Origin of the sequence: Agromyces binzhouensis (assembly GCF_004135055.1) — a bacterium.
Lineage (GTDB): Bacteria > Actinomycetota > Actinomycetes > Actinomycetales > Microbacteriaceae > Agromyces > Agromyces binzhouensis.
On the sequence record NZ_SDPL01000009.1, the window covers coordinates 1 to 23939 of the forward strand.

A 23939-nucleotide genomic window follows, 5' to 3' on the forward strand; every position below is an offset into this window, starting at 1 on the left:
CGCGCCCACGGCCGGTGAGCCCACGGCCACCGGGACCACCAGCGCGGCGACCGCGACGAGGCCGATGGCCGATGGCCGTGCCCCGCTGCTCCGCCTGGGCCGGCGGTCGTGGTGGCGATGGCGGTGACTCGCCGCGGCGGCGGCTTCCGCTCGAACTCGGCTCAGGAACCTCTTCACACCAGTCATCGATCATCCTCACGCGCGTATCACCGCACCCCGAGGCTCCGCGAGCAGTCGTTCCCGACGCACAAGAGGTTCGGTCACCCAGTTCGCGGGCCACGGTATTGAGAGGTCGCCGACAGGCGCAAGGACCCGTTCAGGGGCCACCATGACGAACGCCCCGCATCACGGGGATGCGGGGCGTTCGGTTGGCGGTACCGGTGGGATTTGAACCCACGGTGCGCTTTCACGCACACAACTTTTCGAGAGTTGCACCTTCGGCCGCTCGGACACGGTACCGAGATCGATGATAGCGGCCTCCGCGCGAGGCGCCAAAACGAGGGGATGCCGCTAGCCGGCCAACTGCGCGACCACCACGTCGGCGTCCTCCCCGACGCCCATGAGCAGCGGCGACTTCCGCGTCCGGAGCCAGGGCACACCCACGAAGTACAGCCCGGGCACCGTGTCGCTGGCGCCGTCGTGCTGCTCGGGGAACCCGAGGTCGTCCACGAGGTCGGGCGATCCGATCCAGCCGTAGTCCGAACGGAACCCGCAGGCGACGATCACGGCGGAGAGCTCGTCGATGCGCGGCGGCGGGGCCGCGGAGATGGGCTCGCCGGGCATCTCGGGCAGGTCGGGCACCGGCACCCCGATCCGCTCCGCGGCCACGCGGACCAGGTGGCAGACCGCGGCCCAGCCCGCGTCGCCCGACGCGATCGCCTTCTCGAGGCCCTCGGAGACCACCAGCCGACCGGCCTCCACACCCCGCACACGTCCCGTGAGTCGGGCCCCATGGGCTGCGAGGGTGCGCAGGTTGAGGTCGTACCCGCCGCGCTGGCCGGTCACGAGCGGATTCGCGCCGAGTCGCGCGGCCGGGCTCGGCAGGTCGGCGGCCGTCTGCTCGAAGAAGCCCGCGTCGATCAGCCAGTCCACCCCGTCGCGGTCGCCGACCCGCCGCGGCATCGCGGGCGCGCGTCCCGCGGCGAGCACCACCTCCCGGCCCGCGAGCAGGAGCTCCTCGCTGATCTGCGCGGCGGTCTGCCCGCCCCCGATCACGAGGACCCGGCCACCGGGCACCGAGTCGGGCGATCGATAGGAAGCCGATCCGATGACCGGCAGGTGGACGGCGAGATCGTCGGCGATCGGCGGTCGCCGCTCGCGCTGGAACGCGCCGGTGCACGCCACGACCCGTCGGGCCCGGACCTCCCCCTCCGTGGTGTCGGCGACGAATCCCCCGTCGGTCGGGCGGAGGGCATCCACCCCGACGTGCTCGACCACGGGGGCGCCGAACGACTCCGCATAGGAGCGCAGGTGCGCGATGACCTCGGCCCGGGACAGGTATCCGGCCGGGTCGTCACCCCGGTACTCGCCACCGGGAAGGCGGATGGTGTGATTCGGCGTGACCAGGCAGAAGCTGTCCCAGCGCTCCGCCCACGCTCCGCCGGCTCGGTCGCGGTCGAGCACGACGTGGTCGACGCCGTTCGCCGTGAGCCCGTGACTGACGGCGAGACCGGCCTGGCCCGCACCGACCACGAGGACGTCCACGTCCGCGAGCACGTCCCAAGCCTAGGCGCGGAGCCGGCGCGCGCCCATGACCATGGTCCCGCCGCACGACGACCCCTCGACGGCGTCCGCCCAGCGACCGTTCAGACACCGGCCCTAGCGTCGCGCCATGGTCGAGGAACGTCCGCCCGGGGCATCCGTCATCGCCGCGCTGGTGCCGATCGCGCTCGTCGCCGGGGTCGTGCTCGCGGTCCGCGCGGCCTGGCGACGGTTCCGCGCGCGGATCACGGCGAACAGCCTCATCCTGAACGAGACCCTGCCCGTGCACTCGAAGTGGTGGCGCGACCACGCGAGGGTGCGGGGCGAGATCCTCTACGTCGCGCTCGGCGACAGCGCAGCCCAGGGCATCGGGGCGAGCCGCCCCGACCACAGCTACGTCGGCCTGCTCGCGCGACTCATCCGCGACACCACGCGGCGGAGCGTTCGCGTCGTGAACCTGAGCGTCTCCGGCGCGACGACGACCCTCGCCGTGCAGGACCAGCTGCCGAAGCTCGCGAAGCTCCGGCCCGACGTGATGACCGTCTCGATCGGCGCGAACGACATCGCGAAGTGGGATCCGGAGTCGTTCGAGCAGAACCTCCACACCATCTTCGCCGCCGTGCCGTCGCACGCGCTCGTCGCGGACCTGCCCTTCTTCTACTTCCCGCACAACGAGCGGAAGGTCGCGGTCGCGAACCTGATCCTCCGCCGGGTGGCGGCCGAGCACGGGCTCGAGGTCGTCCGGCTGCACCGGGAGACGCGCGTGCGCGGGTGGCGGCGCATCTTCACGCACTTCGCCAACGACTGGTTCCACCCCAACGACCACGGGTACCAGGTCTGGGCCGACGCCTTCCGTCCGGCGGTGCTGGCATCGCTCGCGGCACGGTTCCCCGCTTCGTCCGAACCGGTCAGCCCAGTCGCGACACGACTTCCTTGACCAGCGGCCATACGCGCTCGACGGAGCGGTGGTTCACCTTCTCCTCGGGCGAGTGCAACGCGTGCAGCTCGGTGCCGATGGAGATGATGTCGGCCACCGGGACACGTCGGCTGAACATGCCGAGCTCGAGCGAGCACTGCGAGACCTCGACGGCCGGCTCTTCACCCAGGACGTCGCGGAAGGCCTGCGAGGCGACCGCCAGGAGGTCCGAGTCCGGGCGGTACGGGAACTCCGGCGCGTCGAGGCCGAACATCTCCGTGGCGACGCCGCCCCCGGCGAGTTCGACGAGCGCGCGGACGCGGTCGTAGAGCTCGTGCTTCCGCGATGTGAGTGCCGACGTGATCGTCGACATCAGGCGCACGCCCTGCTCGGTCGGACGAATGGTGCCGAGGTTGTTCGACGTCTCGACCCGGTCGTCCACGTGGAGATTCCAGCGGACCACGCCGTGCTGGATCAGCAGGGTGAGCGTCGTGAACCGCTGCGCTGCGGCCGAGGAGAAGACCCGCTCGGGGACGTCGGCCGCGCCGAGGTCGAGGCGGATGTCCGGGTCGGCGATGTCGTACTCGACGGCCAGGTCTACGCCCAGCTGCGACACTACGTCGGAAATGCCGTCGAGGTCCTCCGGGCGCGCGACGAGCACGACCTCGGCGTCCGCCGGGATGGCATTGTTCTGGGCGCCGCCGTACGGTGCCGCGATCCGCACGTCGAACCGGTTGGAGACGGCGAGCACGGCACGGGCGAGAACCTGCAGGGCGTTGGCCCGCTCGAGCTGGATGTCGAACTCGCAGTGGCCGCCCTTCAGGCCGCGCACCATCAGGAGCCGGGCGGCCGAGTGGGTCTCGGGCGCCGACTCGAACTCCGCGGGGATGTCGACGGTGAAGGTGACGTCGCCCGAGCACCCCGCGAGGATCTCCTTGTCGGTGATCCAGTTGAAGTCGATCATCCGGCGACCGCGCAGCTGGGTGGTGTCGAATTCCGCCGCTCCGCCCTTGCCGAGCTCCTCCATGGCCGTCAGCACGGCTTCGAGGGGCGGGTGGGGCAGATCGTCGGAGGCCAGCAGCGCGAGGATGTAGGACACGCCGATGCCGTTGTCGGCGCCGAGGGAGGTGCCGTCGGCCGTGATGTAGTCGCCGTCGACGACGAGGCGGATCGGATCGTTGACGAAGTCGAAGTCCACGCCCTCAGCCTTCTCGCAGACCATGTCGAGGTGGCCATGGAGGATGAGCGGGGCAGCATCCTCGAGCCCGCCCTGGCCGGGCTTGCGCACCAGGACGCAGCTGCGCTCGTCCTTGATCGCCTCCAGGCCGCGCGAACGGGCGAACTCGACCACCCAATCGGCGACCTGCGACTCGTTTCCCGACCCCCTCGGGATGCCGGCCAGGGTCTCGAAGTAGCCGAGCACCTCACGGGGCTCGAGGCCGTCCAGCACGCCCGTCTTCGTCGACGGCTGCTCTGCGGTGTGGGACATGTTGCTCTCTTTCTCTACTTGACGACGGCGCCGCGCGTGCGAGCCATCGTGAGGGCGACCACGACGATGATGACGAGACCGTAGACGAGATTCTGCGCCTGCGCATCCACCCCGATCGCGGTGGTCGCGATCGGGACGAGCGCCACGGTGAGGGCGCCGAAGATCACGTTGATCGGGTTCGCGACTCCGCCTGAGATGGACGTGCCGCCGAGGATCGCGGCGGTGATGGCGGGCAGCAGCAGGTCGCCGCCCGCGCCGGTCGCCGACGCCGATCCCGACTGGGCGATGATCGCGATGCTCGCGAGGCCCGCGGTGAAGCCGGACAGCGCGAACACGACGACCTTCACACGACGGTTCCTCACGGCCGAGAAGATCGCGCCGGACTCGTTGTTGCCGATCGCGGTCATCGCGAGGCCGAGCCGGGTGAACCGCAAGCCGGCCCAGAGCACGATCGCGAGCACCACGCCGATCCAGAACGTCATCGGGATGCCGAGGATCCCGCTCTGGTACAGCGCGGAGATCGCCTCGCCGTTGGCCGAGACGTACACCGTCGTCGAGCCGCTCAGCACGAGCGCCGCAGCTTGGAAGATGCCCAGCGTGCCGAGGGTCAGTGCGAAGGACGGCACCTGCGCATACGCGACGAGCAGGCCGTTCACCGCACCGAAGAGCGTCACGATGAGGAGCACCAGCAGCGGCGCGGCCGCTGCGAGCGGGGCGAGGAGGAATGCGAGCAGGATGGCGCCCAGCACCGCGATCGCCGCGTTCGAGAGGTCGATCGAGCCGATGTTCAGCACGAGTGCCTGCCCGAGGGCGAGCAGGAGGATGGGCGCGGCGGCCGCGGCGATGAAGGTCAGGCCGTTGCTGCCCAGGAACGTCGGCGTGAGCCCGGCCACGATCGCCAGCATCACCACGAAGATGACGAGCGGACCGGTGACCGCCCAGAGCTGGCGAGGACGCTTGAGCAGGCTCCGGCGTGAGGCGGGCGCCGTCTCAGGGGCGGCGGCCCGCTCCTTCGGAGGAGTGACGGTGTTCATGGCGCTCACAGCATCCTTTCGAGCAGATCGAGCGTGGATGGATCGTCGGTGGCGACGTCGAAGTGGCCGGTGACGACGCCGTCGCGCATGACGACCACCTCGTCCCCCATCTCGAGCGCCTCTTCGAGCGTGTCGGCGAGGAGGACGACGGCCGTGCCCTCGTCGCGTGCCCGGCGGATCTGCTCGTTCACCGTCTCGGCGGCGCCCGGGTCAAGGCCTCGGAGTGGATGGTCGAGCACGAGGACCCGCAGGTCCGGCGAGTTGAGCCACTTGGCGAGGACGACCTTCTGCTGGTTGCCGCCCGAGAACCGCTCGAGTTCCAGCGAGATGTCGTTCGGTCGCACGTCGAGCGCGTCGAACCATGTCCGCGCGACCTGGTCGCGCTTCGCGGGAAGGATCACGGGGCCCGCGGCCGCGGGTCCGGGGTGGGTCAGCGTCAGGTTCTGCGCAGCGGGGAGGCCGCCGACCATCCCCTCGACCTTGCGCTCCGCGGGCACGTACCCGACGCCGGCATTCGTCGCCTTGGCGATGGTCCAGCCTGCGGCCGGACGGCCGCCGAACGTCAGGGAGCCCGAGTCGAACGTCTCGGCCCCGAACAGGGCGCGCGACAGTGCCTCGCGACCGGAGCCGCTGGTGCCGACGATGACGGTGCAGCGGCCGGGGTGCACCGCGAAGGACACGTCGCGGAACTTGCCCTTCCGAGTCAGGCCCGACACCTCGACCGCCGGACGCGAGTCCGCGGCGATCGGACGGTGTCGGCGGTCCGGCGAGTGCATCTCGCGACCGACCATGAGATGGAACAGGTCGTCCTCGGTCACCTCCTCGGTGCGACGGTCGGCGATGAGTTCGCCATGGCGCATGACGACCACGCGGTCGCAGACGCGGAGGACCTCGTCGAGTCGGTGCGAGACGAAGATGACCGCGCCGACGTCGCGGAGCTTGCGCATCTCGCGCTCGAGGATCGCCGTCTCCTTGCGCTCCAGGAGCGAGGTCGGTTCGTCGAGGATGACGAGCGGCGTGGTGTTCCGAGACGGGTCCATGTGGATCGCGCGCGCGATCTCGACCATCTGGCGGTCGACGAAGGACAGGTCACCCACGCGCGTGCGCGGGTCGAGCTTCGAGCCGATCTTCTCGAGGGTCGCCGCCGCGTCGCGGTTCAGCCGTCGCCACCGGTAGAGGCCCAGACGCGAGACGCCGCCCGCACCCGGCGGGGTGTTCATCTCGATGTTCTCGGCGACGCTCAGGTTCGAGAAGAGCGACTGCTCCTGGTGCACCACGCCGACGCCGGCGGCGATCGCGTCGCGCGGTCCGCGGAGCCGGACGGGAGTGCCGTTGACCTCGATGGTCCCGCTGTCGGGCTGGTAGATGCCGGTCAGGATCTTCAGGAGCGTCGACTTGCCGGCGCCGTTCTCGCCGATCAGGCCGACGATCTCGCCGCGTTCGATCTGAAGCGAGACGCCCTTCACGGCGGCGATGGGACCGAACGAGATCCGGATGCCCTCGAGCTTCAGTACTGGAGGAGTCGTCGTGTTCACTTCGCCACTCGCAGACGGTCGCGCTGCGACCAAGCCGCAACGATGATGGCGGCGACCAGGATCGCCCCGGATACGCCGGACTGCCAACTCGGGCTGACGCCGGCGAGGATGAGTCCGTTGGTGAGCACGGTGAGGAGGAGGACGCCCAGCACGGTGCGCAGGACGCCGCCCTTGCCCCCGCCGAGCGAGGTGCCGCCGATGACCACGGCGGGGATGACCACGAAGAGCACGCCCGAGCCCACCGTTGCCGAGCCCGCGCCGAGCTTCATGGTCGCGATGATTCCGGCCAGGCCGCTGAGGGAGGCCGCGATGACGAAGACGACCGTCTTGACCCGAGCCACGGGGACTCCGTTGCCCTTGGCGATGGTCTCGTTGTCGCCGATGGCGTAGGTCACCCGCCCCAGGCGCGTGTACCTGAGCGTGAGGACGCCCAGGACGACGACGACGGCCGCGAGCCAGAAGGAGTTCGGCAGACCGAGCGTTGCGCTGCTCGCCCACCCGCCGACGGCCTCGTCGGTCAGCATCGGGACGATGCCGGAGCCGTACATGACCGTGGCGATCCCGAGCCCGACGTACCACATGCCGAGCGTGACGATGAAGGAGGGCACCTTCAGCCTCGTGAACAAGGCGCCGCTGGCGAAGCCGAGCGCCATCCCGATCGCGATCGCGCCGATCCACGCCCAGACGCCGAGGTCGGCCCCGCCCCGGCTGTTCGCCGACATCAGGATCCATGCCATGCCGGATGCGCCCATGACGCCCTCGACCGAGAGGTCGATCGAACCGAGCAGGATGACGAGCGTCGCGCCGACACCGACGATGAGCGGCACGGAGGCCTGGTCGAGGACGTTGCGGAGGTTCTCGAGGGTCGCGAACCGCGGGTTCAGGAGGGAGAAGACGATGATGAGCGCGACCAGCGCCGCGATCAGTCCGAGCGGCTCGGCGATGCCCCGGATGAAGCTGCGCCGGACCGTCTGTAGTTCGTGCTGACGGATGGCCGTGGTGTCCACGTTCTCCGTCTGCATTGTCGCGTTGACCATGGTGACCTCGCTGTCGGGATCTTGGATCTTGGGCGGGCTCCCCGGCCGCGGTCGCCGCGCGATCGCGGCCGGGGAGTGCTGGGTACCGGTCAGGGCAGGACCTCGGGGCCGCCGCTGACGAGCGGCATGGGCTCGGCGTCCCACGGGCCGTTCTCGATGAGCTCGTCGATGAACTTCGCCGGGGCGTCGGGCTCGTCGTACTGCAGGTAGTCCGGCAGCGTGTCGGGCGTGACGCAGCTGAGCTCGAAGAGGCTGTTCCGCTTCTCCTCGGGCAGTTCGGAGGGCACGATCTCACCGGTTGCCGCGAGGTACGCCGTGTAGAGGCCGACCGCCGAGGCCATGTAGCCGCGGTGGAAGGTCTCGCCGACGATGGGCTCGCCGGCCTCCATGGCCGCGATGGTCTCGGGATAGAGGCCGTCCGAGGCGAACTGGACCTCGTCGATCAGGCCCGCGTCCTTGAAGGCCTTCATGGAGCCGATCTGCATGCCGTCGTCGGCGCTCCACACGCCGTCGATGTCGTCGCCGTACTTGGTGATGAGCTGCTTCGAGTTGTCGAACGCGAGCTGCGGGTCCCAGTTGGACGGGCGCTCCTCGAGGATGGTGATCCCCGGGTAGTTCTCCTCCATCTCGGCGCGGAAGCCGGCGACGCGCGTCTGGCTCGTCGTGCTGTCCTGGACGCCGGGGAGCATGATGACGTTCCCCTCGCCTCCGAGCGCGTCGCCGAGCGCCTTGGCGTTGCAGCGACCCGAGTCGACGCCGGAGTGCTTCTGGAACGCCACGAAGTTGTCGCCGGCATCCCACGGCTCGTAGTCGTCCGGCTTGTTCCACCAGATGGTGACGAAGCCGCCGGCCTGCTTGACCGAGTCGACGATGGGCCGCACGACCGAGTTGTCGACCGTGTTGACGAACAGTACGACCTTCTTCCCCTTGGCGATGACGCCCTGGATCTTCGAGATCTGGGTTCCGGGGTCGCCGTTCGCGTCGACGATCTCGACCGGGATGCCGAGTTCCTCGCCGAGCGCCTCGGCACCCGTGATGTTGCCCTGGAAGTACGGGTTCAGGGTGTTGATCACGGAGGCGACGATCACGAGGTCCTCCTTCTGGAGGGGCTCGGACGAGCTCCCGGCGGCGCCGGCCGTAGTGGTGCAGCCGGAGAGCGCGAGCGCGAATGCCGCGCTGGCGGCCACGGCGGCGGTCGCGCGCCGAGCGATGCGGTTCAGGGACATCTTTGACTCCTGGTGGTGGTTGGGGTCACCTCGACGGTGACGCTGTGGTGGGTGGTGTCGGATGGTGCAGGGTGATGGTCGGGTGTGGTCGGTCGGCACCTGCGGAATCCGGTCGGGAGTCCGACGGTGCGCGTGCGGGCCGGCTCGTGGCCGGCGGGTTCAGTCGCGGAGGGTGCGGAAGAAGTCGCGCACGTCGGTCACATACGTCTCGGGCACCTCGAGCGGGGCGAAGTGGCCGCCCTCGGAGTGGACGCGGTACTGCCTGACGTCGAAGTACTTCTCGGTCCAGGTGTACGGGGGCTTGTAGATCTCGCCGGGATAGATCGAGACCGCGGTGGGCACGCCGACGACCGGGAACCGGTCGTGACTCGGCGTCCACGGGTTGCCGCGGCACTCCCAGTAGTAGCGGGACGAGGTGCCGCCCGTGTTGGTGAGGAAGTAGACGGCCGCGGTGGTGATGAGGTCCTCCTTGGGCCACACGCGCTCGAAGGCCTCGGTGCCGACGCCGCGTTCGGCGAGGCCCCAGAAGTAGCGCTTCTCGGTGATCCAGGCCAGCTGCCCGGCGGGCGAGTCCGCCACGAGCGCCGCGAGGGTCTGGGGCTTGGTGAGCTGGATCTCGCCGTAGCCGCTCTCGTTCTCGACGAACAGCTTCCCGCGCTCGAACCAACCGGCCTCCTCCTCGGTGTACTCCGACGCCGCCGGGAGACCCAGGATCGGGTCGAAGGCGACGCCTGCGGGCTGGTCGGGGTGGGTCGGCAGGTAGTGGCTCATCTGCGCGGGGAAGTGGGTGTAGACGCCGATGACGTCGTCCTCGTACTTGTGCCCGTGCTGCTGCGCGATGAGCGCGCCCCAGTCGCCGCCGGCAGTCGCGTACCGCTCGTAGCCGAGTACGTCCTTCATGAGGGCGTTCTCGAGGTCGGCGGTGTGCCAGAAGTTCCAGCCGGTCTCCCGGAGCGGCGACGAGAAGCCATAGCCCGGCAGGGAGATCAGCACGACGTCGAAGGAGTCCTCGGCGCTGCCGCCGAACTTCTCCGGGTCGGTCAGGGGCTCGATCACCTTGCGGACGTCCCAGAAGGTCCAGGGCCAGCCGTGGTGCAGCAGGAGCGGCATGGAGTTCTCGCCCTTGCCCTTCACGTGGATGAAGTGGAGCGGCACGCCCATGAGGTCGACCTTGAAGTGGGGCAGCTCGTTCATCCGCCGCTCGACATCGCGCCAGTCGTACTCGTTGATCCAGTAGTCGACGAGGGCGCGGTGGTAGGCCGTGTTGTAGCCGTAGCGCCAGTCGTCGTTCCCGAAGTCCTCGGGGAACCGCGTTCGCTTCAGCCGATCCATCATCTCGTCGAGTTGCTCGTCGGGGATGTGGATCGTGAACGGCGTCACCTGGGGGTGAGTCGACATCGGGAGAACCTCCTCGTTCATCCGGCGCATCGGGTGTGATGAATGTCTATTCAGTGCCTGACTTTCTATACAGTAGGCGCGGCGGTCGTGAATGTCAACACATCGTTCGGGGTCCTCCGAGCACGCGCCGCACGGCACCGACGACACCGACGGCACGCCGCTCGGGCGCATGCGACGGCCTGCCGGAACCGTGGAGCATCGGCGGGCGCGCGAAGGCCGCGTCGATCGACCGTGGGTCACCGACGCGCAGGGAGGCGTCGGCATCGACGCTCGGTCAGGCCACCGAGGCGACGTCGGATCCGGCGCCCGGGGCCGTCGGCCCGACGCTCGTCGGTCCGCTCCCGACGCGGCTCAGTGGCCGGACGCTCGCCTCAGGCGACCGACGCGTCCGGACGTGCGAGCAGGTGCTCGGCCGTGGCCGTGTCGGTGACCAGCACGTTCACCCAGCCACCGCGGAGGGCGGCGTGGATCGCCTCGTACTTGCTCGGGCCGCCGGCCACGCCGATACGTCGCGGCGCGCGCTGCAACTGCTCGAGCGTGACCCCGATCACGAGCTCGTCGAGTTCGGAGCGCACCGGACTGCCCTGGGCGTCGATGAACCGGAGGTTCACCTGGCCGACCGCGCCGAGTTCCATGGCCCGTGCGAACTGCGCCTCGCTGAAGAAGTTGTCGCCCGCCTCGAGCGGCGGCACGATGCCGCAGTGCCCGACGCCCACGAGCGCGATGTCCATGTGGTCGAGCTCCGTGAGCGCCGCGCGCGCATTGGAATCGCCCGCGAGGATGGCTTCGCGGACCCCGGGGGACGAGACGACACCCGGCACGCGGAGGAAGCGCGGCTCGGCTCCCGCGACCCGCGCGAGGCGCTGCGTCGCGACCGTCGCCTCCTGCTGGAGTGCGGGCGGACCGACGCCGCCGAGCATCTCGACGACGCTCGTCGCGGCGGACCGCGGGCCCGACCGCAACTCGGCCGCCATTGCGCGCAGGGATCGACTCCACGAGGTGAAGCCGATGACCGCGTCATCCAGCGGGAGCACCTCGATGATCGAGGCGACCGCGTGCCCGAGGTCGTCGGTGAGCTGGGACTCGTCCGCCGTGGCCGCGTCGACGACGTGGGCCTCGAGCAGTCCGTAGGTGCGTTCGAGCTGCTCCTCGAGGTCGGCGTTCAGCCCGTCGGGAACGACCACGACCGTGCGGACGATGCCGGCGGCCTCTGCAGCGCTCAGGAGCCTGGAGACGCGAGCTTGGGAGATGCCGAGCGACTTCGCGATCTCGGTCTGGCGCATGCCGTGCACGTGGTAGAGCCGCGCGACCTTCGTCATGACGCGGAGGTGGTCGAGTTCGCGTGCGACTGCGGCCATGGAGCCCCCTGACGACGAGACGAGCGGATTTCCATTCAATCTTTGCATGGATCGTCACCGACCGCACGAGGACGCGCGGCGTGGGGCGAGGGCGACAAGGGGTCTACCAAGCCCCGTCGAGGCGGAGCAGACTTGACATCATCACGGGCGACCCCTAGCATCCGAGCATTGATGAATGTTGATTCGTTCATCGCATATTGATTCACAAACTGAGTTTCGAGGGAGAAACCGCATGGTCGGGCGAACCGAGCGCCGCGCCGCCGCCCCGTACGACCTCATCGTCGTCGGTGCCGGCATCAACGGACTCGGCATCGCCCGCGACGCCGCCGAGCGAGGGCTCCACGTAGCGATCGTGGAGCAGGAGGACCTCTGCAGCGGCGTATCCGCGTGGTCCGGCCGGCTCGTGCACGGCGGCCTGCGCTACCTCGAGCACGGCGACATCGCACTGGTCCGCGAATCGCTGCGCGAGCGCGAGCGCCTCTTCCGCCTCGCCCCGCACCTCGTGAAGCCCGTACGGCTCATCATGCCGTTCTACGCACGCAATCGCCGCCCCTCCTGGATGATCAGGCTCGGGATGCTCGCCTACGACATCCTCTCCTTCGACAAGTCCGTCGCCTGGCACCGCATCCTGTCCGAGTCTGCGGTCCGCAGGCGGTTCACCGGCATGGCGGAGACCGGCCTGAGCGGTGCGGCGCTCTTCACCGACGGCCAGGTCGAATACGCCGAGCGCCTCTGCGTCGAACTCGCGATCGCCGCGGCGGGCGCCGGCGCCGACATCATCACGCACACCAGGGTCGAGGACCTCGTCCTCGAGGGCGGGCAGGTGGTCGGCGTCCGCACGGTCGACGACGACGGCGAACGCGCCGAGCTGCGCGCAGCGATCGTCGTCAACGCGGCGGGGCCGTGGGTCGACACCGTGGCGAAGGATGCCGCGGAGGGAGGCTCCGCGCCCTCCAGCCGAGCGCCACGGCTCATCGGCGGCTCGAAGGGCAGCCACATCATCGTCGACCCGTTCCCCGGCGCTCCCACCGACGTGGTCTACTACGAGTCGCAGTCGGACGGCCGCCTCGTGCTCGTCATCCCGTGGACGGGGCGCTACCTGATCGGCTGCACGGATCGCCTGTTCGATCAGGACCCCGACGCGGCACGGGCCGAATCCGATGAGATCGACTACCTCCTCACCGAGGCGAACGCCCTCATGCCCGACGCCGGCCTCACGGTCGACGACGTCCTCTACACCTATAGCGGCGTACGCCCGCTGCCGTACGCCCCGGGCATCCCCGAGTGGCGGATCCCCCGGAGCCACATCGTGTACGACCACGCGGACACGGGCCGGCCCGGGCTCTACTCGATCGTCGGCGGCAAGCTGACGACCTACCGCCAGTTGGCCGAGGACGCCGTCGACACCGTCATGAAGCGCCTCGGGCGCCGCGGACGCACGGTCTCGAAGGAACTGCCCTTCCCCGGCGCACGCTCGGCGGACCTCGAGGCGTTCCGGACGGCATTCCGGCGGACGAGCGGGCTGCCCACGGACACGGCGGAGCGCCTGCTCGGACTGTACGGCGTGCGAGCCGCGCGCGTGGCCGAGCTCGCGACGGCCGAGCCCGGACTGGGTGAGCGCTTCGACCCCGACAGCCCGGCCATCGCCGCGGAACTCGTGATGGCCGTCGAGGAGGAGTTCGCCCAGACGCTCACCGACGTCTTCGCGCGACGTTCCCTGCTCGCGTTCGAACCGAGCCACGGCCTGCGCGGCGCCGCCCGAGCGGCCGAGATCCTCGGCGAGCGCCTCGGATGGGACGCCGACGAGCGGCGGGCGCAGGTCGCCGGGTACGAGCGCTGGCTCGACCACCTCCGCGTCCCCGCGGTCGAACACGTCACCGGCTGATGCGCGGACACCGTACCGATCTGGAGGCCTCATGAGCGGTCGATACATCCTGGCCCTCGACGAGGGTTCGAGCAGCGCCCGAGCCGTCCTCGTCGACGAGCACGGCGAGACGGTGGCCGAGTCGTCGGAGCCGATCTCGCCGATCTTCCCGCGCCCCGGCTGGGTCGAACTCGACCCCGCCGAGCTCTGGGGCGCACTGGCCCGGTCGATCGCCCGCACGATGGCGAGCGCCGGCGCGACCGCCGCCGACGTCGCCGCGGTCGGGCTCACGACCCACCGCGAGACGAGCGTCATCTGGGATCGCGCGACCGGCCGCCCCGTGCACAACGCCGTCATGTGGATGTCGAAGCAGACCGACGACATCGTGAACGGATGGTCCGCAGCGGGGCTCGACCCGGAGTTCCGTCGGCGCACCGGGCTCCGCAACGATTCGTACTTCTCCGCCGGCAAGGTCGCCTGGCTGCTGGAGCATGTGCCGGGCGTGCGTGCCGACGCCGAACGGGGCCGGCTCGCCGTCGGCACGGTCGACACGTGGCTGCTCTGGAACCTCACCGGCGGGACCGTGCACGCGACGGACCCGAGTTCGGCCTCGCGGACCGCGCTGCTCGACCTCTCCGCGGCCCGTTGGGACGAGGAGTTCTGCGACCGTCTCGGGATCTCGACCGCGCTGCTTCCCGAGGTCCGGCCGTCGGACGCCTGGTTCGGCGATCTCGCCCCCGGGATCCTGCCGGGACCGATGACCCATCCCGTGCCCGTGCGCGCCATCCTCGGCGACCAGCAGGCCGGGCTCTTCGGGCAGGCGTGCCTCGGGAAGGGCTCGGCGAAGAACACCTACGGCACCGCCGGGGTGCTGACCGTGAACGTGGGCGACCGTCCGCAGGTGATGCCCGGCATGACGAGCAGCGTGGCATGGCAGTTCGGCGACCGGGTCGTCTACGAGGCCGAGGGCGTCGTGTTCCACTCGGGTCAGACCCTCCAGTGGCTTCGCGACCGACTCGGAATCCTGCCCCACGCGTCGCGCTCCGAATCGATCGCGCAGAGCGTGGACGACAACGGGGGCGTGTACTTGGTCCCGGCGTTCGCGGGCCTCTGCGACCCGTACTGGGACCGCGACGTGCGAGCGACCATCGTCGGGCTCACGCTGGACACCGACGCCGCCCACGTCGTGCGGGCCGCCCTGGAGTCGATGGCGTACCAGACCCGCGACAACATCGACGCCCTCGAGCGCGGCGGGCTCCGCATCCCCGAACTGCGCGTCGACGGCGGTGCGGTCGCGAACGACTTCCTCTGCCAGTTCCAGGCCGACATCCTCGGCATCCCCGTCGACCGCCCGCGCGGGGTCGAGCGGACCGCGCTCGGCGTCGCCCACGTGGCGGGCGCCGGGGTCGGGATGTGGACCCTGGAGGAGATCGCGGCGCGCTGGGATCGCGATCGCCGATTCGAGCCGCGGATGCCCTCGGACGAACGCGAGGAGCTCTACGACGGATGGCGAGCCGCGGTCGAGGCGGCGCGGTCCATTCCCGCGCGCCGTCGTCTGGACGCGCCCGTTCCCGTGGCCTGACCGAGGCGCGTCGCAGCTCCGTCGACCCGTGAGGTTCATGGACTCGAAGCGCCGTGGGAGCTTCAGGAGGCGGCCGACGCGGCAGCGATGAGCGCCTCATCCAGCTCGAGCCGACGCGTCGGCCCGACGAGGTGGCGTGCGATCGACGCGATGAGGGCATCCTCGTCGACGCCGGGGCGTTCGCTCGCGACCGACCCGAGGGTCTCGGGATCCCAGTCGAACGAGAGTGCGGCGTTGACGTCGACCAGCACCTCGCGCAACGCGTCCACCGCGCCGAGCGGCAGGGCGGCGCTGAGCAGTCGCGCGCCGCGGACCCTCCGCTGCGCCGTGCCGACGAGCTTCACCGCGCCACGCGCATTGACGCTGTGCTCCCCGGGACAGTACTCCCGGGGCACCGGCCCGAGCGCCGCTTCGACGCCGACCTCCCTCAGCGCCTGGACGAACGCGGTGCCCGCGTCGATGAACGCGGCCCGGTGGTCGAGGCGGCCGAGCGGCTCGGCGGTGATGAGGTCGACGACGATGCACGTCGGATCGTAGGCGACCGCGCGGCCGCCGGCGGGCCGGATCGCCGGTTCGAATCCGCGCGACCGGGCCGCCGACTCGGCCTCGGCGAAGGCGGGCAGGTTCGCCTCGCGGCGGCTGAAGGCGACGGTCGGGAGCGGCCGATACACGCGCACCAGCGGACCGCGGAGGGCGCTGGCCGCGACGGCGTGGAGCAGGCGCAGCGAGTCCTCGAACGCCGCACCCCCGGGCCGGGGGGCGGCGTCGAGGATCAGCGAGGCCGGGGCGTCGATGGAGTTCACAGATTGATCATGTGCCCTGCGAGGCCGTGGAGCGCCTCCTGAATGCCCTCGCTCAGCGTGGGATGGGTGTGGACGTTGCCGATGAGCTCGTCGATCGTGAGCCCGCTGCGCTGGGCGAGGGTGAGCTCTGGCAGCAACTCCGACACGTCGTGGCCGACCAGGTGCCCGCCGACGAGGGTCCGACTGGACCCGTCGGCGATGAGCTTGACGAAGCCGCTGCTGTCGCCGAGCGCGTGGGCCTTGCCGTTCGCGACCAACGGGAACGTCGCGACGAGCACGTCGTCGACGGCGTCGCGGGCCTGCTCCTCGGTCAGGCCGAAGCTCGCCGCCTGCGGTTGGCAGAAGGTGGCGCGCGGCATCATGCGGTGGTCGCCCACGCCCGCCGGCTCGAGGCCCGCGATAACCTCGGCGGCGACCACGCCGTGCGCTTCGGCGACATGCGCGAGCGGCATGATGCCGGTCACGTCGCCGATCGCGAAGATCGTCGGCGCGCTGGTGCGCTGCAGGGCGTCCACCTCGATGGCGCCACGCTCGGTGAGCTCCACCCCGGTGTGCTCCAGGCCGTAGCCGGTCACCCGCGGTGCGAACCCGATCGACACCATCACCCGTTCGGAGACGACCTCGGCCGCGGTTCCGGCAGCGTCCGCGTAGCGCACCGTGACCGCGTCGTCGGTCTCGTCGACAGCCGTGACCGTGGCGCCCGTCGACAGACGCACGCCGATGCGCCTGAGCTGCTTCGCGATCTCCTTCGAGACGTCGGCGTCCTCGAGCGGGAGGACGCGGTCGAGTGCCTCGATGAGCGTCACCTCGGCGCCGAACGAGCGCAACAGGTAGGCGAACTCGACGCCGATCGGGCCGGCGCCGATGATCGTGATCGAACCCGGTACGCGGTCGGCGAGGACCTGCTCCTCGTACGTCACGACGCGGCCGGATCGCTCGAGACCGCGCAGCATGCGCACCTCGGAGCCCGTGGCGACGATGGCGTGCCCGAAGCGGATGCGGCGCACGCCGGCGCCATCCACCACCTCGATGGTCTCGTCGTCGACGAACGAGCCGTGACCGTGCACCTGGGTGATGCCGTTCTTGCGCATCAGGTAGTGCACGCCCTTCGCGCGGCCCTCGCTGACCGCGCGACTGCGGGCGAGGGCGGCGCCGTACTCCAGGCGGACCTCGCCGACGATGCCGAAGTCGGCCGCGTGCCGACCGATCAGCTGGGCGAGTTCCGCGTTCCGCAGCAGCGCCTTCGTCGGGATGCAGCCGACGTTCAGGCACACCCCGCCCCAGTACTCGCGCTCGACGACCGCCGCCGACAGGCCGAGCTGGGCGGCACGGATGGCGGCGACGTAGCCGCCTGGGCCAGCGCCGAGCACGACGACGTCGAACCGGTCGGCACCCTCGCGCGCGGACGGTGCGGCCGTCACGAGCCGAGCGGGGCCGCGAGCTCCCCCACGAGCGCGTTCAGGAACTGCGCTCCCGTCGCGCCGTCGAGCGCCCGGTGGTCGCAGGTCAGCGTCAGGTCGGCGATCGGACGCCACAGGGGGCCGTCGGGCCCCATCACGTGCCGCTGCGTCGTCGCGCCGACCGCGAGGATCGCGGCCTGCGGCACGTTCAGGATCGCGTCGAATCGAGCGATGCCCATCATGCCGAGGTTCGAGATGCTGAACGTGCCGCCCGTGATGTCCTGTCGGGTGAGGGCGCCCTCCCGCGCTCGGCCCACGACGTCGGCGCGCCGTTCCGCGAGCGAGGCGAGGTCCAGCGCCTCGGCGTCGTGGATGACGGGGACGGTGAGCCCCTTCGGACCGGCCACCGCGATGCCGACGTGGGCGTTGGGGAAGACCGTGACCTCGTGCTCGCCCACGTGGGCGTTGACCTCGGGGACCGCCATGAGGGCCCGCGCGGCCGCCCGGACGAGCACGTCGGTGACCGTGGCACCGGGCGACACGGCCTTGACCCGTCCGACCTCCGTCATGTCGGCCTCCACCGTGAGGTGGAAGACCGGCGCCTGCCAGGCCTGCACCATGCGGCGTGCGGCCGTCCGCCGGATGCCGGTGAGCGGCGTCGACACCCCTTCGGCGAGCGCGGGAGCAGCCGTGCTCACGATGCGACCAGCACGGGCTCGGCTGCGGACAGCGCGGACGCGCGCCCCGCGCTGCCGTACTCGCGCATCTTCTCGACGGTCGCGTCGATCATGAGCCTCCGGCCCTCGGCCATCGCGTCCTCGAACTGGCGGTCACCGGTCGCCCACGTGGCCTCGATGCCCCGGCGGAAGGCGTGGCGGAGGTCGGTGTCGGCGTTGAGCTTGTGCACGCCCGCCGCGATCGCCGCCTGCAGCTGGTCGACCGGCACGCCGGATGCGCCGTGCAGCACGAGCGGCACGTCCGTGGCGTCGCGGATCTGCCGGACCCGCTCGATGTCGAGCGGCTGGGGTTCGGCGCCGGTCACGCCGTGCATGACGCCGGCCGAGATGGCCAGGAAGTCGACACCGGTCTCCGCGACGAAGCGTTCGGCCTCCTCGACCTTCGTGTAGTGCTGGGACCAGTCGATGGATTCCGCCGCATCGGGGATGCTGCCGAGCTCGGCCTCCACGGGGATCCCGAAGGAGTGGGCGACGGTCACGACGTGGCGGGTCGCCGCGATGTTCTCCTCGAAGTCGAGGTGCGAGCCGTCGAACATGATCGAGTCGAAGCCGAGGCGGATCGCCTCGAACACTTCCTCGTAGGTGCCGTGGTCCAGGTGGATCGGCACCCGGGTCCCGGACCGGTCCAGCTCGTGGCGCACCATCCGGTACGCCTCGGCGAGGCCGAGGTGCGGGACGATGGCCCGGCCGATCTGGAGGAACACGGGCGCCTCGGCGAGCTCGGCGGCCCGGATCAACGCCTGCGTGGTCTCGGGGTTGTGCATGTTGAAGCCGCCGACGGCGTATCCGCCCTCCCGGGCGGCGGCCACGATGGCGCGGGGGTCGACCGTGCTCATGGGCTGGTCTCCTTCCGTTGGATGTTGCGGTGACGTCCTCGTCACCGTGCTTGGGGGTGTCTGACGGGTGTCCGCTGGGGCCTACGCGGTCTCGATGATCGCGACGACGGTGCGCACCTCGACGGCCTCGCCGGCCGGGACGAGGATCTCGGCGAGCGTGCCGGTCGCGGGCGCCTCGAGGGTCTCCTCGACCTTCTCGGCTTCGACCTCGGCCAGTGGTTCGTCCTCGACGACCGCGTCGCCGACGGCCTTCAGCCACTCGATGATCGAGCCTTCGCTCATGCCCATGCCCCACTGGGGCAGCAGGACCTCGATGCGTGCCATGGTTCCTGTTCCTTCCGTTTTCGGTCGTGTGCCGGGCTAGCGCGGTGCGAGCGCGAGCTCGGCCTCGGTGGGTGCGGGAGCGAAGCCGGCGACCCGACGGATCGCCGCCCCGATCGTGGTGCGGTTCGGGTACATCTGCTTCTCGAGTGCCGGGCTGAACGGGATCTGCATGTCGGGCGCGGTCACGCGCACGATGGGCGCCTTCAGCGCGTCGAAGACCTCCTCCGAGACCAGGGCGCTGATCTCCGCCGCGGCGCCGCAGGTGCGGTGCGCCGGTTCGGCGACGACGAGTCGGCCGGTCTTCGCGACCGAGCGCAGGATGGCGTCCCGGTCGAGGGGGACCAGCGTGCGCGGGTCGATGACCTCGACCGACAGTCCCTCCGCGGCGAGCTCCTCGGCCGCGGCCAGCGACTCGGGGACGGAGCTCGAGACGGCGACCACGGTCACGTCGGTGCCCTCGCGCGCCACCCGGGCCTGGCCGAGCGGGATCCAGAACTCGTCCTCCGACACGTCCTCCTTGGCACCCCAGAGGATGCAGGCCTCGAAGGTGAGGACCGGGTCGTCCGAGTCGATCGCGGACCGGAGCAGGCCCTTCGCATCGGCCGGCGTCGCCGGGGCGATGATCTTCAGGCCCGGCACGTTCATGAACATCGGGTACGGGCGGTCCGAGTGGTGGGCGCCAGTGTTGAGCCCGTAGAACATCGCCGAACGGAACACGACCGGCATCGACGCCTGGCCGCCGAACATGTACCGGTTCTTCGCGACCTGGTTCACGAACTGGTCCATGGCCATGTAGAGGAAGCTCGAGTACGACAGGTCGACGATGGGGCGGAGCCCGGTCATCGCCGCGCCGGCGGCGGCACCCACCATGCTCTCCTCGGAGATCGGGGTGTTGCGGATCCGGTTGCGCCCGTACATCTGGACGAAGTCGCCCTTGTCGGTGCGGGTCTTGCCGCCGCCGGTCGTGCCGTAGACGTTGGCCTCGACGTCCTCGCCGAAGATGATCACGCGCTCGTCGGCGTCCATCGCCTCGCGCTGTGCGGCGCCGATCGCGCCGAGGTAGCTCATGACGGTCATGCTGCGTACTCCGTGTCGGTATAGAGGTCGTCGAAGGCGACCGAGGGGTCGGGGAAGGGGCTGGCGTCGGTGAAGGCGACGGCGTCGTCGACCTCCTGGAGGACCTCCGCCTCGAGGGCGTCGAGGTCGGCGGGGCTCACCCCGATGCCCTCGAGGTGCTCGCGGAAGAGCAGGATCGGGTCCTTCTTGAGCCAGGCCTCGCGCTCGTCGGCGGGGCGGTAGTCGGTGCCGAGTCGCAGGCCCTCGGAGTGCTCGTTGTACCGGTAGGTGACGACCTCGACGAGGCTCGGCCCCCCGCCCGAGCGGGCGAGCGCTGCGGCCTCGGACACCGCCGCGTGCACGGCGAGCACGTCTTGGCCCTCCTCGACGCGGACGCCGGGCATCCCGAACCCGGCCGCGCGCTCGGCGATGACGCCGGAGGTCACGGTGTGGGCGGGCGTGCTCAGCGCATACTGGTTGTTCTCGCAGAGGAACACGACGGGCAGCTTCCACACGCCCGAGAGGTTCATCGACTCGTACAGCACGCCCTGGTTGGCGGCGCCGTCGCCGAAGAACGCCAGGGCCACCTGGTCGCTGCCGCGTACGCTCGCGCTCAGCGCAGCGCCCATGGCGATCGGGATGCTCGATCCGACGATGCCGGACTCGCCCAGGCTGCCGACCGAGAAGTCAGCCAGGTGCAGCGAGCCTCCCTTGCCCTTGCAGACGCCGGTCGCCTTGCCGACGAGCTCGGCCATGAGCGGTCCGAGCGGCGATCCCTTGCCGATCGGGTGGCCATGGCTGCGATGGTTGCCGGTCATGTAGTCGCCGTCGCGCAGCGCCATGGTGGCGCCGACGACCTGGGCCTCCTGGCCGATGCTGGTGTGCACCGTGCCCGGGATGTGCCCGCGCTTGACCATCTTGGACGCGCGCTCGTCGAAGGCGCGGATGCGCAGCATCCGTCGCTGCATCTCGAGCTTCGTCTCGGTGGACAGGTCTTCCATGCGAAGATCCCCCTTCTCCGGCTGGTCGCCGGTCATGATCTCGGGTCGGTCGGGTCGGGACCGGGCGTTCCGGCAGGCGGGACCAGCCGGTCGATTCGGTCGAGGATGTAGGTCGGGCGGAACTCGACGGGCGTGTCGCGCACGTCGTCGATGCCGCTGTCGCCCGTGAGCACGAGCGCCGAGTCGATGCCCGCGTTGACGGCCATGCGGACATCGGTGGCGAGCCGGTCGCCCACCATGACGGCGTCGGCGAGGTCGATGCCGAGGGCGTCGATCATCACGCGATCGGGCTTGCCCGCGTTCACGCGGCAGGTGACGCCCGTCGCGGCTTCGATGGCCGCGACGATCGCGGCGGCGTCCGGCTCGCCGTGCCCGCCCGGGAACGGGCAGTACCGGTCCGGGTTCGTCGTGATCAGGAAGGCACGTCGGTGATGCCAGATCGCGTCGAATGCGACCTGGAGCTTGCGGTAGTCGAACTCGCGGTCGTAGCTGGCGATGACGATGTCGATCTCTGCCGGGTCGTCGGAGATGCGGATGCCGGCGGCCTCCAGCGCGCGCACGAGTGGCGGTTCCGCGATCGGGAAGACGGTGGCGTCGGGGTGGTTGGCGGTGAGCCAGGCCACCGTGCTGACGACGGTGTTCACGATGTCGCCGAGCTCGACCTGGAGTCCGAGCCCGCGCAGCTTCGCCAGGTACATCTCGGGATCGCGCGTCGGGTTGTTGGAGAGGAACACGATCCGGGCTCGAGCGGCGCGCAGCGCCGTGATCAGCTCGGCGGCGCCGGGCAGGAGCTGGTCGCCGAGGTAGACGGTGCCGTCGAGGTCGAAGAGGTAGGCCGAGTACCGCCGAACGGGCGCGGTGAGCCGGGCCTCGAGGTCACGGTCGACGAGGGTGGTCATGCCGCGGCTCCCTTCAGGAGGGGGAAGACGGGGCGGAGCGCCGGGTAGACGGCCCGGTACGCGGCGTAGTGGTCGTCGTAACGCCTCGCCGCCACCTCGTCGGGCTCGAAGCGGGCGCCCATGGTGGTCATCGCGGCGGCTGCGGTCGGGATGTCGGCGTGGAGGCCAACCCCCGCGGCGGCGAGGATGCCGGCGCCCAGCGCGGTCGCCTCGTCCTGCCCGGCCAGCACGACCGGGCGCCGGACGATGTCGGCGATCAACTGGCACCAGAAAGGGCTGTGCGACCCGCCGCCCATCGCGACGAACTCCGCCACCGGCTCCGCCTGGTGGCGCTCGGCCTCCTCGACGCAGAGGCGCAACTCGAAGGCGATCCCCTCGAGGATCGCGCGGTAGATGTGCGCCCGGCCGTGGACGCCCGCGAAGCCGACCATGACCCCGCCCGCGTGGTGGTCCCAGTAGGGGGTCAGTGCGCCATTCCAGTACGGCACCACGACGAGGCCGTCGCTGCCGAGCGGCACCTCGGCTGCGCGCGCCTCCCAGTACTTCTCGAATCCCTCGGTGGGGCGAGCCCGCTCCTCCGACGGCCCGAGGATGGTGTCGGCGAACCAGGTCACCATGTAGGTGCCAGCGCCGATGAAGAGTTCGTAGTCGAACGTGCCGGGGACCGCGCCGACGAGCGCCCGGTACGCGCTGCTCGGCTCGTACTCGCGGTTCACGGTCCCCGCGATGAGGCCGGTGCCGAGGTTCAGGTACGCCCGACCGGGCTCGGCGATGCCGGCCCCGAGCCCGGCGCACTGGCCGTCCCCGGCGCCGGCGATCACCGGCAACCCGACCGGGAGTCCGAGCTGGCCGGCCGCCGCGGGCTTCAGCGCGCCGATCTGGTCGCCGGGCGCGTGAAGTGCCGGCAGCACGCTGCGCTCGAGTCCGACGGCGCCGAGCAGTTCGTCGCTCCAGTCGCCCGTCGAGAGGTCGATGAGCCCGAGCGGGTCGGCGCTCGCCGTGGACGTCGCCCAGAGTCCGGTGAGCCGATGCACGAGGTACGCGTGCACGTCGACGACGTGACGCGTCGCCTCGAGCACCCACGGCTCGTGTCGAGCGATCCACAGCAGCTTGTACCAGCCGGGCGTCGGGTTCACGGGCTTGCCGGTCAGGCGGTGCACCCGCTCGGTCCCGTACTGCTCGACCTCCGCGCTCGCGCGCGAGTCGAGCCAGAGCATCGCGGGTCGGATCGCGTCGCCGTGCGCGTCGAGGCAGGCGAACGTCTCCCGCTGGTGGGTCACGGCGATGGCCGCGATCCGCGCCGCGTCGACGGTCGCGAGCGCCTCTCGGATCGCCGCCGCGGTCGCGGTCCACCACGCACGCGGTTGCTGCTCGCCGTGGCCGGGGGCCGGCACGCTGAGCTCGAGTGATGCGCGCCCCTCACCGGCGCGTCCGCCCGCGGTGTCCCACACGATGGCCTTCGCGCTCGTCGTCGAGCAGTCCACGGCCAGGACCAGGTCGGCGCTCATGCTCGCACCGCCTCGGTCGCGGAGCGGGCGCGGGCGAGCACCTCGTCGACGTCGTCGTCGGTCCACCAGCCGAGCAGATCGAGCAGGTCGACGATCGTGAACCGGTTGCGCATCCGATGGCATCCGGAGACGGCCCATCTCCAGAGGTCGTCATCGACCCAGGGGCTCAGCTCGGCGGGGCGCGAGGCGGCGCCCGCGCCGCGCAGCGCACTCGCCAGCGCGCCGGCCGTGGCGA

General features: G+C 70.7%; 22 protein-coding genes and 1 tRNA gene. 3 read left to right on the plus strand and 20 right to left on the minus strand.

Annotation, left to right across the window (positions count from 1 at the left end; genetic code table 11):
* The 3 genes from ESO86_RS19715 to ESO86_RS01360 all read right to left on the minus strand — a co-directional run.
* Positions 1 to 186 (minus strand): hypothetical protein (locus tag ESO86_RS19715; RefSeq protein ID WP_207206971.1); only part of this gene is annotated, 186 nt, incomplete at its 3' end.
* A gap of 183 nt (positions 187 to 369) precedes the next feature.
* Positions 370 to 459: transfer RNA gene (locus ESO86_RS01355), tRNA-Ser, on the minus strand.
* Positions 460 to 510: 51 nt separating this feature from the next.
* Positions 511 to 1716 carry a flavin-containing monooxygenase gene (locus ESO86_RS01360; RefSeq protein WP_129233104.1) on the minus strand — a complete coding sequence of 402 codons (1206 nt, stop codon included), beginning with the start codon at positions 1714 to 1716 and terminating at the stop codon, positions 511 to 513.
* A 115-nt stretch (positions 1717 to 1831) separates the two neighbouring features.
* Here ESO86_RS01360 and ESO86_RS01365 point away from each other — a divergent pair, with 115 nt between their 5' ends.
* A complete protein-coding gene (locus ESO86_RS01365; protein WP_129233105.1) occupies positions 1832 to 2638 on the plus strand; it encodes an SGNH/GDSL hydrolase family protein in 807 nt (268 codons plus the stop codon).
* Here the strand turns inward: ESO86_RS01365 and pepD are convergent.
* The 7 genes from pepD to ESO86_RS01400 all read right to left on the minus strand — a co-directional run bounded on the left by pepD (position 2610) and on the right by ESO86_RS01400 (position 11694).
* On the minus strand, positions 2610 to 4106 hold the full coding sequence (gene pepD / locus ESO86_RS01370) for a beta-Ala-His dipeptidase (protein ID WP_129233106.1): 1497 nt from the start codon (positions 4104 to 4106) through the stop codon (positions 2610 to 2612). The two genes, ESO86_RS01365 and pepD, sit on opposite strands and share 29 nt — an antisense overlap.
* Positions 4107 to 4120: 14 nt before the next feature.
* A complete protein-coding gene (locus tag ESO86_RS01375; protein WP_165307199.1) occupies positions 4121 to 5140 on the minus strand; it encodes an ABC transporter permease in 1020 nt (339 codons plus the stop codon).
* 5 nt (positions 5141 to 5145) lie between these two features.
* Positions 5146 to 6675 (minus strand): sugar ABC transporter ATP-binding protein, encoded by a 1530-nt coding sequence (locus ESO86_RS01380; protein ID WP_165307201.1) that lies wholly within the window; start codon positions 6673 to 6675, stop codon positions 5146 to 5148.
* Positions 6672 to 7712, minus strand: a complete 1041-nt coding sequence (locus ESO86_RS01385) for an ABC transporter permease (protein ID WP_129233109.1) — start codon at positions 7710 to 7712, stop codon at positions 6672 to 6674. The genes ESO86_RS01380 and ESO86_RS01385 overlap by 4 nt, the downstream gene beginning before the upstream one ends.
* 89 nt (positions 7713 to 7801) lie before the next feature.
* Positions 7802 to 8938 carry a sugar ABC transporter substrate-binding protein gene (locus ESO86_RS01390; RefSeq protein WP_129233110.1) on the minus strand — a complete coding sequence of 379 codons (1137 nt, stop codon included), beginning with the start codon at positions 8936 to 8938 and terminating at the stop codon, positions 7802 to 7804.
* Between the two features lie 159 nt (positions 8939 to 9097).
* Positions 9098 to 10336 (minus strand): epoxide hydrolase family protein, encoded by a 1239-nt coding sequence (locus ESO86_RS01395; RefSeq protein WP_129233111.1) that lies wholly within the window; start codon positions 10334 to 10336, stop codon positions 9098 to 9100.
* Between the two features lie 371 nt (positions 10337 to 10707).
* Positions 10708 to 11694, minus strand: a complete 987-nt coding sequence (locus ESO86_RS01400) for a sugar-binding transcriptional regulator (RefSeq protein WP_165307203.1) — start codon at positions 11692 to 11694, stop codon at positions 10708 to 10710.
* Between the two features lie 232 nt (positions 11695 to 11926).
* Between ESO86_RS01400 and glpD the strand changes: the two genes are divergently transcribed.
* Both glpD and ESO86_RS01410 read left to right on the plus strand, forming a co-directional pair.
* Positions 11927 to 13579, plus strand: a complete 1653-nt coding sequence (gene glpD, locus ESO86_RS01405) for a glycerol-3-phosphate dehydrogenase (protein WP_129233113.1) — start codon at positions 11927 to 11929, stop codon at positions 13577 to 13579.
* 31 nt (positions 13580 to 13610) lie between these two features.
* Positions 13611 to 15140, plus strand: a complete 1530-nt coding sequence (locus ESO86_RS01410; protein WP_129233114.1) for an FGGY family carbohydrate kinase — start codon at positions 13611 to 13613, stop codon at positions 15138 to 15140.
* 62 nt (positions 15141 to 15202) lie between these two features.
* Here the strand turns inward: ESO86_RS01410 and ESO86_RS01415 are convergent, their stop codons facing one another.
* The 10 genes from ESO86_RS01415 to ESO86_RS18505 form a co-directional block, all read right to left on the minus strand.
* Positions 15203 to 15943, minus strand: coding sequence for a lipoate--protein ligase family protein (locus tag ESO86_RS01415; protein WP_129233115.1), 741 nt, complete (start codon positions 15941 to 15943; stop codon positions 15203 to 15205).
* Positions 15940 to 17364, minus strand: a complete 1425-nt coding sequence (gene lpdA / locus ESO86_RS01420; RefSeq protein ID WP_129233116.1) for a dihydrolipoyl dehydrogenase — start codon at positions 17362 to 17364, stop codon at positions 15940 to 15942. Before lpdA ends, ESO86_RS01415 begins: the two co-directional genes overlap by 4 nt.
* Positions 17361 to 18041 carry a 2-oxo acid dehydrogenase subunit E2 gene (locus ESO86_RS01425; protein WP_207206972.1) on the minus strand — a complete coding sequence of 227 codons (681 nt, stop codon included), beginning with the start codon at positions 18039 to 18041 and terminating at the stop codon, positions 17361 to 17363. Before ESO86_RS01425 ends, lpdA begins: the two co-directional genes overlap by 4 nt.
* On the minus strand, positions 18038 to 18916 hold the full coding sequence (locus ESO86_RS01430) for a class II fructose-bisphosphate aldolase (RefSeq protein WP_129233118.1): 879 nt from the start codon (positions 18914 to 18916) through the stop codon (positions 18038 to 18040). Before ESO86_RS01430 ends, ESO86_RS01425 begins: the two co-directional genes overlap by 4 nt.
* A gap of 81 nt (positions 18917 to 18997) precedes the next feature.
* Positions 18998 to 19240, minus strand: coding sequence for a lipoyl domain-containing protein (locus tag ESO86_RS01435; RefSeq protein ID WP_129233119.1), 243 nt, complete (start codon positions 19238 to 19240; stop codon positions 18998 to 19000).
* 36 nt (positions 19241 to 19276) lie between these two features.
* Complete coding sequence (locus ESO86_RS01440) at positions 19277 to 20317, minus strand: alpha-ketoacid dehydrogenase subunit beta (protein WP_129233120.1); 1041 nt, start codon at positions 20315 to 20317, stop codon at positions 19277 to 19279.
* The gene (locus ESO86_RS01445) at positions 20314 to 21297 is read right to left on the minus strand and encodes a thiamine pyrophosphate-dependent dehydrogenase E1 component subunit alpha (protein WP_207206973.1); all 984 of its coding nucleotides are present in this window, start codon (positions 21295 to 21297) and stop codon (positions 20314 to 20316) included. Before ESO86_RS01445 ends, ESO86_RS01440 begins: the two co-directional genes overlap by 4 nt.
* A 32-nt stretch (positions 21298 to 21329) precedes the next feature.
* Complete coding sequence (locus tag ESO86_RS01450; protein WP_129233121.1) at positions 21330 to 22196, minus strand: HAD-IIA family hydrolase; 867 nt, start codon at positions 22194 to 22196, stop codon at positions 21330 to 21332.
* Entirely contained in the window at positions 22193 to 23704 is a 1512-nt protein-coding gene (locus ESO86_RS01455) for a xylulokinase (protein ID WP_129233122.1), read from the minus strand. Before ESO86_RS01455 ends, ESO86_RS01450 begins: the two co-directional genes overlap by 4 nt.
* Positions 23701 to 23939: sn-glycerol-1-phosphate dehydrogenase (locus ESO86_RS18505; protein ID WP_165307205.1), on the minus strand; the 239-nt coding region annotated here is incomplete at its 5' end. The genes ESO86_RS01455 and ESO86_RS18505, both read right to left, overlap by 4 nt.

Excerpts from the sequence above, each read along its gene's own strand:
- ESO86_RS01400 (WP_165307203.1), bottom strand. The coding sequence starts at position 11,694 with ATGGCCGCAGTCGCACGCGAACTCGACCACCTCCGCGTCATGACGAAG.
- ESO86_RS01430 (WP_129233118.1), bottom strand. The coding sequence starts at position 18,916 with ATGAGCACGGTCGACCCCCGCGCCATCGTGGCCGCCGCCCGGGAGGGC.
- ESO86_RS01365 (WP_129233105.1), top strand. The coding sequence starts at position 1,832 with ATGGTCGAGGAACGTCCGCCCGGGGCATCCGTCATCGCCGCGCTGGTG.
- ESO86_RS01455 (WP_129233122.1), bottom strand. The coding sequence starts at position 23,704 with ATGAGCGCCGACCTGGTCCTGGCCGTGGACTGCTCGACGACGAGCGCG.
- ESO86_RS01375 (WP_165307199.1), bottom strand. The coding sequence starts at position 5,140 with ATGAACACCGTCACTCCTCCGAAGGAGCGGGCCGCCGCCCCTGAGACG.
- glpD (WP_129233113.1), top strand. The coding sequence starts at position 11,927 with ATGGTCGGGCGAACCGAGCGCCGCGCCGCCGCCCCGTACGACCTCATC.
- ESO86_RS01395 (WP_129233111.1), bottom strand. The coding sequence starts at position 10,336 with ATGTCGACTCACCCCCAGGTGACGCCGTTCACGATCCACATCCCCGAC.
- ESO86_RS01440 (WP_129233120.1), bottom strand. The coding sequence starts at position 20,317 with ATGACCGTCATGAGCTACCTCGGCGCGATCGGCGCCGCACAGCGCGAG.
- ESO86_RS01385 (WP_129233109.1), bottom strand. The coding sequence starts at position 7,712 with ATGGTCAACGCGACAATGCAGACGGAGAACGTGGACACCACGGCCATC.
- ESO86_RS01435 (WP_129233119.1), bottom strand. The coding sequence starts at position 19,240 with ATGGCACGCATCGAGGTCCTGCTGCCCCAGTGGGGCATGGGCATGAGC.
- pepD (WP_129233106.1), bottom strand. The coding sequence starts at position 4,106 with ATGTCCCACACCGCAGAGCAGCCGTCGACGAAGACGGGCGTGCTGGAC.
- ESO86_RS01390 (WP_129233110.1), bottom strand. The coding sequence starts at position 8,938 with ATGTCCCTGAACCGCATCGCTCGGCGCGCGACCGCCGCCGTGGCCGCC.
- ESO86_RS01410 (WP_129233114.1), top strand. The coding sequence starts at position 13,611 with ATGAGCGGTCGATACATCCTGGCCCTCGACGAGGGTTCGAGCAGCGCC.
- ESO86_RS01445 (WP_207206973.1), bottom strand. The coding sequence starts at position 21,297 with ATGGAAGACCTGTCCACCGAGACGAAGCTCGAGATGCAGCGACGGATG.
- ESO86_RS01450 (WP_129233121.1), bottom strand. The coding sequence starts at position 22,196 with ATGACCACCCTCGTCGACCGTGACCTCGAGGCCCGGCTCACCGCGCCC.